The following is a 14,235-nucleotide window of genomic DNA, read 5'->3' as shown; positions in this document are numbered from 1 at the left end:
AACTATCATGATTCAATACGCTATTTATCTCGCTGCCGGCTTAATTTTCACCGCGCTTGACTGTATATTTATCCGACACAAAGCCTCCATTTTCAAATGGATAACTTCATTCTTTTTTTACACTATTTTTATTAATTTCAGTACTATCGGCATTTTAATTTTATATTTACATAAACCAAACAGTTTAGCATCAAAACTTTACCAGACATCATTTGCTTTAAAATATGTTGTCTTAGCATGTATTGTCGGAATCATTTTATTAGTGATTCAAGCGATCTTAAGTCGTCGTCTTCAATTTGAATATCAAGCACCAAAACGTGCGTGGACAGATTCAATTACTAACTTTATTATTCTTTTATTTACTGTTATAGGTTTACTGGCTATCTTTTTCGCAGATTGGTTTATTGATTTCTTCGGTAATATTACACCCGAACAATTTTTATTCAATTTAAATTCACCAATTAAAGGTACAAGTGATGATATGACTGGTGCGATGATTAAAGGACCAATCTTAAAAGCAGTGTTTTATTCATTGCCGATACTCTTTTTAATCGCCTTCAATCGTTTTAACTTTCAGTGGGCAACTGTTGAAAACATTAAAATGTTTATCAAACGTTCAACTATTCGCTTTTGTTTATTAATTGTAGCAACTGCTGTATTAATATCCGGCCTATACTACGGTTCAAACAAATTGAAATTACGGGAAGTCTATCAAGCATATAATCAAGACTCGAAATATATTGAAAATAATTATGTAACAGATTCAAAAGCACAACTGAAGTTTCCCGAGAAAAAACGTAATTTGATTCATATTTATTTAGAATCAATGGAGAATTCTTATGCTTCTAAAGATTTAGGAGGTTATATGGATGAAAATTTAATTCCGAATCTGACAAAATTATCAGATGAAGGTGTACATTTTTCTAATACTGACAAATCTTTAGGAGGGCCGCAGCAAATATATGGTTCTGGATGGTCTGTTGCTGGTATGGTCAATATGGGAATGGGAATTCCACTCAAAATACCGATGAACGGCAACAGTTATGGTAAGTCCGGTTACTTCTTGCCTGGTGCAGTCGGCATCGGAGATATCTTGCATAAAGAAGGTTACAACCAAACAATTATGTTCGGTGCAGATGCTGATTTTGGTGGTTTAACAACATACTTCACTACACATGGACATTACAAGATTTTTGATGTTAAGTATGCACGTAAACAAAAATTAATCCCAAAAGATTATAATGTTTGGTGGGGATTTGAAGATGACAAACTTTATAAATTTGCTAAAGATGAAATCACACGTCTTTCTAAAGAGGGCAAACCTTTCAACTTCACAATGGAAACAGCAGATACGCATTTCCCAGATGGTTATCTTTCAAAAAATGCACCAACACCGCATAAAAACCAATATGCTAACGTTATCTCTTATTCTGATGAAGAAGCTGTGAAGTTCATTAAATGGATTCAAGCGAAGCCTTTCTATGATAATACAACAATTGTTATCACTGGAGATCACCGCAGTATGGACAAAAAATTCTTTAAAGACTTTAATCCAAAATATAACCGTACAGTGTTCAACCTTATTTTGAACCCTGCTGTAAAACCTAATAAAACAACGGACCGCCAATATGCACCGCTTGATTTCTATCCAACTACACTTTCAGCAATGGGTGTTGAAATAAAAGGACATCGACTTGGATTAGGTACAGACCTCTTCTCGAAAGAACCTACGCTGATTGAACGTGATGGTTTCAAAAAATTTGATAAAGAATTAAGCATTCGCAGCAATTACTATGACAAAGAATTTGTATCAGAGAAGCAGGCAAAATAAGCATACACTAAAAACTCCCTATTGTGTTCACTCTATTGAGTGACTACTTTTAGGGAGTTTTATTTATTCCTAATACCTCTGATTTTAATGTGCATTACTATTTCTTTTTGGATTAAAGCGATTGATGATGTGATATGCAATTTTCTTTTCACTGGCACTCATAATAACTGTCCATAACACTACAGAGTATAACAATGAATACACAATAATATTAATGCCTAAGATGACTAATCCTTTACCAAAACTATTTGCAATCCATTGATAAACAAAATAGTAAGCAGCTGTGATGATAATCATCGGCAACCATATTTTGCCCATTTCTAACCAGAATTTATACATATCCAAACCGATTTTCCGATGGTAATAAACATTCATCACAAGTGTATAGCCCAAGAAGCTGAAGATGCCGATAGATAATGACACACCATATCCGCTATAGTGAGGCGCAGTGATGACTGCACCTGCAATTGCAATGATCAGCGTTACTGCCAAAACAATAAAACGGTAAGTTTGGCGGTTATGCGCTTGGATAATACTAACTGCTGGTAATTGCGAAAGTTGGAAAGTAATCGTAAACATCAATACCACAGTCATAATATAAGCAGGTCTGAAATCTTGTCCTGCCCATATGACAATGAAGTTTTCTCCAAATATCACAAACCCTGATAAAATGAATGTTAAAACTATCAACTGGATTCGACTGATACGTGTCATTTCTTTCAACAATACATTATTACTTGCTCCTTCAACAACCAACATTGAAAATCTTGGAAAAGTCACATTGTTGATAGAAGTCGCAAATTGCTGAAAGATTTTAACGAATTGCACTGCAATTACAAATATCGCAACCGCTACTGTCCCATTGATTGCACCTAATATCATTTGTCCAAAATTTAATGTCAGCTGCTCAATCGCAATTGAAACAAGTACTAAGCCGAGATATACATTCAGTTCTTTTTGCTGTACTAAACTTGTAATATTGACAGAGCCGCGCCAATCAAATTTAATTTTCACTCTGGAGCGACATAAAATCATTCCGATGACTAAACATGCGAAGTTAACACTTAATGTAATCACAATAATTGTTACAGCACCATACCCCATTAATAAAAATGGCGTTGCAATAATAGATGGTGCAATCACACGAATCAACAACATCGTTTTAGCAATCGCAAAATATTCATATGCTTGTAAAATACCATTGAATATCCCTGGATAGAACGAAATCATAATGTTGATAATAATGAAGATCAACATCAGTTTTAACTCAGACAATTGCTTCGGTGCAAGAGACTGACCAAAAATTGCATCTGCATTAAAATACAAAATCACGCCCATAAGTCCTACAATGAGCGAGCATAAAAAATAGATATTCAAAATATTGCCAAGGATACGAGACTCTTGTTTTTTAGAACCGTTCACTCGGTTTTGCGATAAATACTTAGCAATCGTATTCCCGAATGAAAGGTCCATGATATTCAAATATACTAAAAATGAAAGTACTAAGTTATATAACCCATATTCAGAAGTACCCAGCGTACGGATGAAGAATGGTGTATATAACACCGCCACTAATATATTTCCTAATATGGATATGTAGGATATGATTGCTCCAGCTCTTCTTTGATTCATAATATTAGCTCCCGTTTATGATTTTTTCCTTTTGCGAATGAGGTAAGGTCGTAACACACGTTCTCCGGCAAAAATCACGATAGCTGTGAAGATGTTCGCTGGCGAGAATGTATCAATAATAAACGCAATTGTGCTGGCACGAGGAATAAACAATGTCATTCTAGCCATAATCAAAGCAATTGCAATAACGATAATATGCTTAGCTGTCAACATTTTAGTGAAGTACCCAATCAATAAACCAATAATCATGCTGCCAATAATAATACCGACATATCCGAAATCATGATACAATTCCGCTACAAAACTCGAACCATATCCGACACCTTTCAAATATAAGTCTTTCATTATGACATATGAAATCGTGTGAGAATATTGATAACCTTCCAAAGCACGATCTACGGATTGGCCTGACCAACCGCCATGCCCGCCAGTCAGATTACCCCAGATATTGAATTTCACATATTCTGTCAAAGGTCCGATTGTATAAATTTTATCCGGAATATCTTTAGCCTTTTCAATTGTATAACCAATTACATTAACACTAATACCTTGTGAGAAAAAGAATGACATTAATGAATCTAAAACCGAGCTGCTGCTCGTTGATGTACTGCCGCGATTATTTCCCACAAAGTTCATTAATGCTAACAATACTGGTGCAGCGATGATTCCTGTCACCAAAGTTTTTTTACCAAACCATTTTTTGGTATGTGTACGTTCAGCAATTTGATTTCGATAACAGAAATAGATAAATAAGATCAATACATCTAACATAAAATCAGAACGTGAGCCTGTTAAAACAGAAAGCCCGTCTACGAACAGATACGCCAAGATAGGTATCCATGCTCGTTTAATAGCAGGTAGTGTTGCTAAATAAACAAAGAATGCGACAGGAAACATTCTGCTGATTAGCACCATTGGTCCAGGCAAGCTAGATTTAAATGTTGAAAAATATGCATAATATCCTAGCGATTGCGAGGCTTGAATTGCGCCTGCTAAGTAAATCAATTTAAATACAATTGCAATCGCAAATACAATTAAACTCACTAAACGTATATTTTTGATACAGTCTGTCTCTGTTGGAACAAAATTTTCGAAACTGCGATGAATGTTTCTATCTAGTAAGGCATAACCTAAAAATAGACAGAACAGACTTAAACTCATCATAGTTAAAATACTAATAATTGTGGATTGATCTGTGAAATATGTTCCCAGCAATTTGAATTGATCTTCTTTGTAGTGGAAGAGTTGACTGACAACCATTCTTCCCATTAAGAAAACAAAGAAGGTCACATTAAACATAAAGAAAATGACCCGCTGGTTGAACGATTCAAATCCATATATAATATTGTTCAGAAAAAATAACAGGAGCGCGCTAAATAGCAAATTGATATTTGAGAATATTATTCCCAATGCGAGCACTATCACTGCTGCACTAAGCACACTCCATCTTAATAATCTGGCCAAACTCCCACCTACTCACTGATTCATTACTTTTTGTTTTTCTTTATAATTCGAGCGTTACATTCTTACAGCTAACTTTATAGTTCTATCATAGGTGATGTTGTTAGTATTAGATCAATGCTTTATCTCAATAAGACAACCGCTTCTCGCATAAGCTTCCACATTAAAATATACATCAAAAATGTTCTCTACATTTTTCCACCATCATCCCATCCTGCCTCTCCAATGCCGTAAAGTCGCACTTCACTATAAATTACCCTTATTTACTTCATACCTTTTTCTACTAACTCTTGAGCAAACACTGTATACAGTGTTTCTGAGTCGCTTAAATCTTTCCATGTCTGATAAGCACCTTCAGCATAATGTAAATAGTCTTCATTAGACATTTGAATGAAATCTTCAATAGCTGCAGCAGTTTCATCAACGCTCAATTCAGAGCCAATCAAAAGACCATTCTGCTTAGGCTTTACGATTTCTGCAGTTCCGCCTACATCTGAAGCTACAACTGGAATCGCATTTGCCATTGCTTCCATCACAGAAACAGGCACCCCTTCTGATTCCGAAGTATTTACAAATAATGAAGGATTATGATCATGATACCATTGTCTTACGTCTTTATTCGGTAAACGTCCGATAAAATCATATTCATCTGCGTTCAGTTTTTCTTTTGCACGTGCTTCGATTTTTTCAGCATCTGGACCATCACCGATATGTACCCACTTAAATACATAGCCTGATGCATTCAATTGAGCCAAAGCATCTATAATAACGTCTAAACGCTTTAACTGACGAATCGTTGAACAACTTACAATCAACATAGGATCACGTTCAGAGACTTGAAAATCTCCTTTACCTACACCTAAACGTCTTGTTTCAATCTTATCGCTATAAGCAGGAAACTTTTTCTGCAAATAATGACTGCTTGTATCAGAAACAGGATAAAGCGCATCTACACGCGAAAGCATCCCTTTACGCATCGGCAAGAAACTGAAAGGTTTAATATAATCATTCACATCATAACCATGACCTCTAGAAATTAGAGGTATCGAAATATCACCATAATAATCATATTTTAATTTTGTGCCTAAATTCGCTGTAATATAGAACCAATAGCTGTACAGATAAATCTGTGTATCAGGATTGTTTTCAGGCAAAAGACCAGAATGAATCAAATCGTGATAAATAGCATCTGTACGTGCTTCAAAATATAAATTATATAACCATTTATAAGGGTTTAGTGAGCCAGCGTTGTTGCCAATACCTTGTAAACGTCTTCTATTCAACATGATATGCGGTGCTGTCTTCAAAAAATTCACCGCTTTATCTTTTAAATCTTGCGGAAAAGGAAGGTCTAAGACAGTGGCATTATCAGGTATATCACGTGTTAATTTCATAGATGGGCTCACCATTGTAGGTATGACTGTAATATGGTCAAATTCGTCTGAAAGATAATCAATTTCTTCTTCTAAATATTCCTCGCCTTTGTAATAAGGGAAATAGTTCGTCAACAGAATTAGTTCTTTTTCCATTAGATTTTCCTTACCCTTCTATTTCTGATTAATATTTTTCTGCAATAAGACAGTCGCAATCGTTTTGTAAATAATAAATGCATCCATTTTAAAACCAACATTTTGAGCATAAAACGCATCTAAACGCATACGTTCTTCCATAGAAGCACTATTTCTAAGCAAGGCTTGTGTCAAACCTGTAATTCCAGGTTTCACATGAAACTTCTCTTTATAATAATCCGGGTAGCGCGCTTCATTTCCAAGCGGACTTGGACGTGGTCCTACAAAACTCATGTCACCTTTTAAAACATTTAATAATTGAGGTAATTCATCTACACTTGATTTACGTAAAAAACGGCCAATATTAGTTACACGCGGATCATTATCACTATTAAATGTACTGCCGTCTTCATTACGGATATCAGCTGCATTTTCTTTCATTGTTCTGAATTTATGCATCTTAAATGGAAGCATACCCTCACCTAAACGTTTACCGTTATATAAAATACTGCCGCGATCTTCAGATTTGATTGCAAGGCTTACTGGCAATGCAACTAAAATAAGTATCGGCAGTAAAGCAATAAATAATATGACATCTAACACTCTCTTAATATTTTTCTGGTAGTTCATCATCAAGCCGCTCCATTTCCTGATAAATTTCCTGTAAAGCTTCTGAAAATTGATAATTCGGTGTATATGCGATTTCTTCTTCAGCACGTGTACCATCCATGTAAGATGGTGCAAAGAAATCTGAGACATCTTCATCTTTACGTTTAATGGGTTCCTGATTATCGAATAATCTATTGATTGTTTCAGCAACTTCTAGATTTGTAAGTGTCTCACTGCCCTTTACATTTAAAACAAGTGACTTAGCATTATGCTGACTTGCTTGCCAGATAGCTTGCGCTGCATCTTTCGCATATAAAAATTCACGTTCTACATCGCTTGCACCCATTACAGTCAATGGCTGACCTAAATATGCTAAACGCATAAAGTAATTAATCATGTAATTATTTTTCTCGTTTGCACCGAATAAATGTGAGAAGCGTAAGCAAATAATGTCTAACCCAAAGCGCACTGAGTAATATTCTGTCAAAGCTTCAATATATTTCTTATTAAGTCCATATAATGATTTAGGAACATCTTCAACTGCGGAATTTTCATGCCACGGTAATGTATCAGGATCTGCATATATAGAAATCGATGAAGCTACAATCACTTTTTTGCATTTTTTAGCTTGAGCAGCCTCAAATATATTCTGTGCTAATTGTAATTCCTCAGTATACGCACTTATATCTTGTTGCGGACCTCGGCCTCCTGCTAAATGAACAATGACATCATCTTCTTGAAAGATAGTTTCTAAAGATGTTTTAGAATAATCCGTCTGTATACGGTGCGAATCCACACCCTGTGCTCCTAGTTTACGTGAGAGTACCGTATAATCACTGCCATGTTCTTGTAGCACTTCAGTAAAATATCGACCCAGCAGACCTGTTCCGCCCGTAATACGAAAGGCCATCTAGTTTCCCTCCTTTTTCAAAGGATAGATATAAAATCCTACTTTGTCATAAACACCATTCACAGGGCGAATCATGTCACCTTGATGATAATAACGATAAGATTCTAATGTACCTTCAGGCGTTTCGAATTGGTCATAATCAATCGTTTGATTCGGCGTTTCACACATGAACTCTAATACAATCGGATTAACCTTTCCTTCTTTTGAAAAAGAAGGCTTCTGGTTTTCTAAGAGATGTTTAAACGTTTTATCCAGCAAATCATCTTCGTTATAATATTGAATCAATTTATGCATATGACAGCCATCAAAGCGCGGTGTAATTTCAATGATAAAGGCTTCATCATCCATTACTTTGACTTGTGCATAAACAGGTCCATTATCTATTTGCAATGTTTCTAAATGTGCTTGAATCGCTGCTTCAATAGAGGACATTGGAAAATTTGCTTCGGGATCAATCACATGCTTGTGAATAAGTCCTGGATGTTGCGGCCAAGTTTCACGCATAGAAACTAAAGTAAACTGCAATTTACCATCGACAACATATCCGTTTACACTGATTTCATATCCATCAATATAACGTTCAATAATCGCTGAACCTTCACGTGAATTCTCAATGGCTTTTCTAATTGCTTCGGGTAATGCTTCTTTGGTTTCTACTAAAGAAATACCGCGTTGTCCTTGCCCATCTGTCGGTTTAACAAAAACAGGAAAGTCAATTTCAGTTTGGAAATCTGCCTCTTGAGTGATTTCGAAAGGAACTGATCCTGCGATTCCTTTTGTACGCTGACGCATCTCATCTTTATGATTACAAGCATAGGCAGTCTCATAACTGACAAAATGCGGTAAGTCTAACGTCTCAGATAATTTGTTAGCTACAGGCATTGCTAAGTCTGATCCGACGGAATAAACTGCATCAATTTGGTTGTCCTTAATGTATTGGCTCACTACCTGTTCATCGATAATATTAATTTCTTCAAAATGCTGTGCTGCATCTGCTCCTGGCCCATCTTTCTTCATCGCAATCGCATATGTTTCATATCCCATTTCATTTAATTTTTCTATGGCTTCAGCTTGAACAGGTGCTACACCTAAAATTAATATTTTCTTCATACTAAAACCTCACTTACAGCTTGGTTCACATGTTTGACGATATATTCCACCTCTTCATTTGTCAGTTGTGGATATAATGGTAATGTCAATTCATTTTCATAATGGGCAAGGGCATTTGGAAAATCTTTAATGTCAAAACCATAATTTTTATAAGCTGTAAACATCGGCAAAGGCTTATAGTGAACATTTGTAGCAATTCCTTCTTCAGCTAATTGTGTAATAATCTCGTTGCGTTTTTCTTCTGATGCACCTTTTATCCATGTTATATATAAATGACAGCTGGATTCTTTTTCATTATCAAAGTGCTTTAATGTTGTTAAAAATTCAGGATTCAAATGCGCTTCGTAATATTCTACAATTTCTTTACGACGTTTTAGGTTCTCATCATATTTATCTAATTGATCTATACCGATAGCTGCGTTAATATCAGTCATATTAAATTTATAACCTAATTCTTGAATATCATACTCCCAATTTCCTTTTTGCATTTTGCATAATGCATCTTTGCTTTGTCCATGCAAAATTCCAACTTCAAAAATTTTCGCAATATCAATCCCATACTTAGAATAATCTTTAGTCCAAGTAACAGCTCCGCCTTCAGCAGTTGTTAAGTTTTTAACTGCATGGAATGAAAATGTAGTAAAGTCTGCAAAACGACCACTCGGTAGTCCATTTTTCTTTGCGCCAAAAGAATGCGCACCGTCATCAATGACTGCTATACGATTTAATTTTCGATGAACTTCATTATTTGTAGAAAATATTGACTTTTTACGTTCGGCAATATCAAAGATTTTTTCATAATCACACATCTGCCCAGCAATGTCTATTGGTATAATTGCTTTTGTTTTTTCAGTGATCTTTTCTTCTAATTGTTCATAATCCATTTCCAGAGATTTTTTTGTGTATCTACTAATACAATCTTAGCGCCAACATGATCAATGACAGATGCAGAAGCCGTATAAGTATATGCTGAAGTAATTACTTCATCTCCAGGTCCTATACCTAGCAAACGCAATGTCATTTCGAGTGCTGCTGTCGCTGAATTCATGCATACTGTACCTTCTGTACCCATATATGATGTTAAATTTTCTTCAAATTGTTTAGCTTTCGGTCCAGTAGTAATCCATCCATTTCTCAATGTTTCCACAACACTTTCAATGGCATCTTCAGATATTTGCGGCGGACTAAATGGTATTTGCATTCCTATCTTCTCCTTTAATCAATCTCTTATTAAAAGTAAACATGTCATATACGCATACAAACTATAGAATGCAGCATTACGTATTTCACTATTAACGAAAAGCAAATATAGTGATGAACTACTTCAGGAAATTTTAAGAATAACTATATTTTTTTCCGTGTTTATACCATGTTCCAATTTAGTAACAGTATAGTCCATCACCTAAAACTTATTCAATAATTATGTATAATCAAAATTATTATTTAACAAACCTAAAATTAACAAAACAAAATATTAATAAAAAAATTATCAAATAAACATTACGTTAACAAAATTTACTTAGAGTTAATATATTAAGAAGCAAGCACCCTCTCTTTTTAAAATTTATAAATACACAATCAAAACAAAATATTATTTACCAAAATTAAATTGTAAAGACCTTTTTAGTTTAAAATTTATCCCTCAATATGTAATTCTTCAAAAAACAAAACCCCCCAAAAGTTAGATTTGTAAGTCTAACTTTTGGGGGTAGCTCTCTTTTTAAAAATTATATGTTATTTTACTGTACCTGCATCTTTGTCATGTACACCATGTTGGTAGTAATCTTTATATTCAGGTTCCATAGGATCATTACCTAAGATAATATCCGCTGCTTTTTCTGCAATCATTAAAACTGGTGCATGGATATTACCATTTGTAGTTGTAGGCATTACTGATGCATCTACAACACGCAAGTTTTCTATACCATGTACTTTCATTGTTAATGGGTCTACAACTGCCATCGGGTCAGATGCTGGTCCCATTTTTGCACTGCAAGATGGATGTAAAGCTGTTTCAGCATCACGACGTACCCAATCTAAAATTTCTTCATCTGTTTGCACTTCTGGTCCTGGTGAAATTTCACCAGCATTATATGGATCCATTGCAGGTTGAGATAAAATGTTACGAGCAACGCGTATTGCTTCAACCCATTCACGTTTATCTTCATCTGTTGATAAATAATTGAATGTGAAGTCTGGATGTTCAAACGGATCTTTAGATTTTATTTTCAAGTGACCACGTGAATTAGAATACATTGGCCCGACATGAACTTGATAACCATGTTCAGTATCAGCTTTTTGTCCATCATAACGTACTGCAATCGGTAAGAAGTGGAACATTAAGTTTGGATATTTCACGTCATCATTCGAACGTACGAATCCGCCGCCTTCAAAGTGGTTTGATGCTGCAGGCCCTTTACGGCTGAAGATCCATTGTAAACCAATCCAAGGCCATCTTAATAAATTCAAGCTTGGTTGTTCAGAAACAGGTTGTTTAGAAGCGTGTTGAATGTATACTTCTAAATGGTCTTCAAAGTTTTCGCCCACTCCTGGCAAGTTGATACGTGGTTCAATACCTAATGATTTCAAATGTTCTGGATCACCGATACCAGATAATTGTAATAATTGAGGTGTATTGAATGCACCACCAGATAAAATAACTTCTTTAGCTGTGACTGTATGTTCTTTACCATTACGTTTGAAAGTGACACCTGTTACTTTGTTGCCTTCAAAGTTTAATTTAGTCACAAATGAACGTGTTTTAACATGCAAGTTTTGACGTTTCATTGCAGGTCTTAAATAAGCACGTGATGCAGAAACACGACGTCCATTATGCACTTGGCTGTCGAATGGTCCGAATCCTTCTTGACGGAAACCATTAACATCAGGTGTTTTATTATATCCAGCTTGGACACCAGCTTCAAAGAATGCTTGGAATAATGGATTTTTAGCAGGTCCGCGTTTAAGTTTGATCGGACCATGGTGTCCACGATATTCATCATCTTTTGTTGCACCGAAAGTTTTTTCTAAACGTTTAAAATACGGTAAGCAATGTGCGAAGTCCCAAGTATCCATACCTTCAGGAGCGCCCCATTTTTCATAGTCCATAGGATTACCGCGTTGATAAATCATACCATTGATTGAACTAGAACCGCCGAGTACTTTACCGCGAGCATGTGCGACTTGACGGCCACCCATATGCGGTTCATTGTTTGTGCTGTAAATCCAATCATAGAAACGATTTCCTGATGGGAACATTAACGCAGCTGGCATTTGAATGAATAAATCCCAGAAATAGTCGCTGCGTCCCGCTTCTAATACCAATACTTCATTGTTCGGGTTAACGCTTAAACGGTTGCCGAGTACTGAACCAGCACTTCCGCCGCCGATAATAATGTAATCATAATCATAAGATGTTGCCATTTTATATATCCTCCTATTATTATGGTTCGTTTTATTTTGCTTTACACTGAACATATCTGTAGCGATTTCAGCTTTGCTCAACCTTTTCTCAAAAAATAAAGCGGGAAAGCAAGAGGCGCTGAAGCGACTTAATCTTGCTTTGCTCGCTTTTTAATATCTTTAAATTTAGCCTTGGAACCAATTCACAGGTTCTGGTTGATAGTTCGTTAAAATGTGTTTTGAAACAAGATATTCTTCTAAGCCTTCTTTTCCTAATTCGCGGCCAATACCAGATTGTTTATAGCCGCCCCATGGTGCTTGTGCGAAATAAGGGTGGAAATCATTAATCCAAACTGTACCCATACGTATGCGGCTTGCGACACGTTGTGCTTTGCCGATATCTTTAGAGAAGACTGCCCCAGCAAGACCATAAATGGAATCATTTGCTAAACGAACAGCATCCGCTTCATCTTCAAAACCTTCAACAGTTACAACAGGTCCGAAAACCTCTTCTTGTACAATACGCATTGACGTATCGCAATCTGTAATAACAGTCGGTTCAAAGAAGAAACCATCTTTTAAATCTTCACGTTCAGGACGTTTGCCGCCTGTTGCTATTGTTGCGCCTTCTTCTTTAGCCACATCCATATAGCCTTCAATTTTAGCTAAATGCTCTGCTGAAATGACAGGTCCCATTTCAGTCGTTTCATCAAATCCATTACCAAGTCGAATTTTTTCAACTCGGTCAATCAACGCTTTTTCAAATTTATCTTTAATGCTGTTTTGAACGATAATGCGTGATCCTGCTGAACATACTTGACCAGCATGGAAATAACCGCCATTCAAGGCTTGGTCTACCGCTAAATCAAAATCTGCATCTTCAAAAATAACGTTAGGGTTTTTACCGCCAAGCTCCAATGCAACATTTGTCACATGGTCAGCAGCTTGTTTCATAATGTGTTTACCTGTTTTAATACCGCCTGTGAATGATACGAGGTCGACATCTGGATGGCCAGACAATACATCGCCGACTTCTGATCCAGCACCTAAAACTAAGTTGATAACACCTTTAGGGAATCCTACTTCTTCCATCAATTCGAATACGCGAATTGTAGTAAGCGGTGTAATTTCACTTGGTTTCATTACAAGTGAGCAACCAGTTGCAAGTGCAGGTGCAATTTTCCAAGAGGCTTGCAATAACGGATAATTCCAAGGTGTAATTTGTGTCACAACCCCCACTGGTTCTTTCACAACTTTACTTTCAGTACCTGGAATTGGTGAATTGATTACTTCACCCCCATCTTTATCAGCAAGACCTGCAAAATACATAAACACGTTATGAATATCATCCATATCCGCTAATGATTCTTCATACGTTTTACCTGTATCCAAAGTTTCAAGTTTCGCTAATTCTTCGCGATTTTCTTTAATTTTATCAGCGACAGCTCTGACTTTTTGACCTTTGACTTCACTTGTTTCGTTGGCATATTCGCCTTCATCAAATGCGCGTCTTGCAGCTTCGATGGCACGCTTTGCATCTTCAGGAGCTGCTTCAGCGACTTCAAAAATAACTTCTTGGTTATAAGGGTTAATAATTTTACGTGTTGCTTTATTCGCACTATCTACCCATTCGCCGTCAATAAATTGTTGGCGAGATAAATGGTTTACAAGTTCCATCATTTCGACCTCCGTTAACTTTGTTAAATTTTTATTTAACGAATTTTACAAAGTTTATGTTAGCATGGAAATAAGAACAATGTCAAACTAGCAAA

Annotated in this window: 9 protein-coding genes and 1 pseudogene; 1 reads left to right on the top strand and 9 read right to left on the bottom strand. The window is 35.9% G+C overall.

What is annotated here, in order from left to right; translation table 11 throughout:
• The first annotated feature begins 7 nt into the window (after nt 1–7).
• Complete coding sequence (locus tag DYE31_RS01600; protein ID WP_015901394.1) at nt 8–1,831, top strand: LTA synthase family protein; 1,824 nt, start codon at nt 8–10, stop codon at nt 1,829–1,831.
• Nucleotides 1,832–1,915: 84 nt separating this feature from the next.
• On the opposite strand, the gene DYE31_RS01595 is transcribed toward DYE31_RS01600, so the two are convergent.
• From DYE31_RS01595 to betB, 9 genes and pseudogenes are all read right to left on the bottom strand, one after another.
• Entirely contained in the window at nt 1,916–3,463 is a 1,548-nt protein-coding gene (locus tag DYE31_RS01595) for an oligosaccharide flippase family protein (protein WP_015901395.1), read from the bottom strand.
• A 15-nt stretch (nt 3,464–3,478) separates the two neighbouring features.
• Nucleotides 3,479–4,882: an O-antigen polysaccharide polymerase Wzy family protein gene (locus DYE31_RS01590; RefSeq protein WP_081427480.1), complete on the bottom strand. Its 1,404-nt coding sequence runs from the start codon at nt 4,880–4,882 to the stop codon at nt 3,479–3,481.
• Nucleotides 4,883–5,187: 305 nt separating this feature from the next.
• Nucleotides 5,188–6,453 (bottom strand): glycosyltransferase, encoded by a 1,266-nt coding sequence (locus DYE31_RS01585; RefSeq protein WP_015901397.1) that lies wholly within the window; start codon nt 6,451–6,453, stop codon nt 5,188–5,190.
• Nucleotides 6,454–6,471: 18 nt separating this feature from the next.
• Complete coding sequence (locus DYE31_RS01580) at nt 6,472–7,062, bottom strand: sugar transferase (RefSeq protein ID WP_015901398.1); 591 nt, start codon at nt 7,060–7,062, stop codon at nt 6,472–6,474.
• Nucleotides 7,040–7,951 carry an NAD-dependent epimerase/dehydratase family protein gene (locus DYE31_RS01575; protein ID WP_015901399.1) on the bottom strand — a complete coding sequence of 304 codons (912 nt, stop codon included), beginning with the start codon at nt 7,949–7,951 and terminating at the stop codon, nt 7,040–7,042. Before DYE31_RS01575 ends, DYE31_RS01580 begins: the two co-directional genes overlap by 23 nt.
• The gene (locus DYE31_RS01570; RefSeq protein ID WP_015901400.1) at nt 7,952–9,061 is read right to left on the bottom strand and encodes an ATP-grasp domain-containing protein; all 1,110 of its coding nucleotides are present in this window, start codon (nt 9,059–9,061) and stop codon (nt 7,952–7,954) included. It lies immediately after the preceding gene.
• A pseudogene (locus DYE31_RS01565) lies at nt 9,058–10,262 on the bottom strand (DegT/DnrJ/EryC1/StrS family aminotransferase). Before DYE31_RS01565 ends, DYE31_RS01570 begins: the two are co-directional and overlap by 4 nt.
• A 533-nt stretch (nt 10,263–10,795) precedes the next feature.
• On the bottom strand, nt 10,796–12,484 hold the full coding sequence (gene betA, locus DYE31_RS01560; protein WP_015901403.1) for a choline dehydrogenase: 1,689 nt from the start codon (nt 12,482–12,484) through the stop codon (nt 10,796–10,798).
• A 165-nt stretch (nt 12,485–12,649) separates the two neighbouring features.
• Entirely contained in the window at nt 12,650–14,140 is a 1,491-nt protein-coding gene (gene betB, locus DYE31_RS01555) for a betaine-aldehyde dehydrogenase (RefSeq protein WP_041613035.1), read from the bottom strand.
• Nucleotides 14,141–14,235 lie beyond the last annotated feature (95 nt).

The organism is Staphylococcus carnosus (genome assembly GCF_900458435.1).
In the GTDB taxonomy this organism is placed as follows: Bacteria; Bacillota; Bacilli; order Staphylococcales; family Staphylococcaceae; genus Staphylococcus; species Staphylococcus carnosus.
Note: the sequence above shows the minus strand (reverse complement) of the source record. Positions and strands in the feature narration are given on the sequence as shown.

Coding starts and splice junctions, on each gene's coding strand:
- DYE31_RS01580 (WP_015901398.1), bottom strand. CDS start 7,062: ATGAACTACCAGAAAAATATTAAGAGAGTGTTAGATGTCATATTATTT.
- DYE31_RS01575 (WP_015901399.1), bottom strand. CDS start 7,951: ATGGCCTTTCGTATTACGGGCGGAACAGGTCTGCTGGGTCGATATTTT.
- DYE31_RS01595 (WP_015901395.1), bottom strand. CDS start 3,463: ATGAATCAAAGAAGAGCTGGAGCAATCATATCCTACATATCCATATTA.
- DYE31_RS01570 (WP_015901400.1), bottom strand. CDS start 9,061: ATGAAGAAAATATTAATTTTAGGTGTAGCACCTGTTCAAGCTGAAGCC.
- DYE31_RS01600 (WP_015901394.1), top strand. CDS start 8: ATGATTCAATACGCTATTTATCTCGCTGCCGGCTTAATTTTCACCGCG.
- betB (WP_041613035.1), bottom strand. CDS start 14,140: ATGGAACTTGTAAACCATTTATCTCGCCAACAATTTATTGACGGCGAA.
- betA (WP_015901403.1), bottom strand. CDS start 12,484: ATGGCAACATCTTATGATTATGATTACATTATTATCGGCGGCGGAAGT.
- DYE31_RS01585 (WP_015901397.1), bottom strand. CDS start 6,453: ATGGAAAAAGAACTAATTCTGTTGACGAACTATTTCCCTTATTACAAA.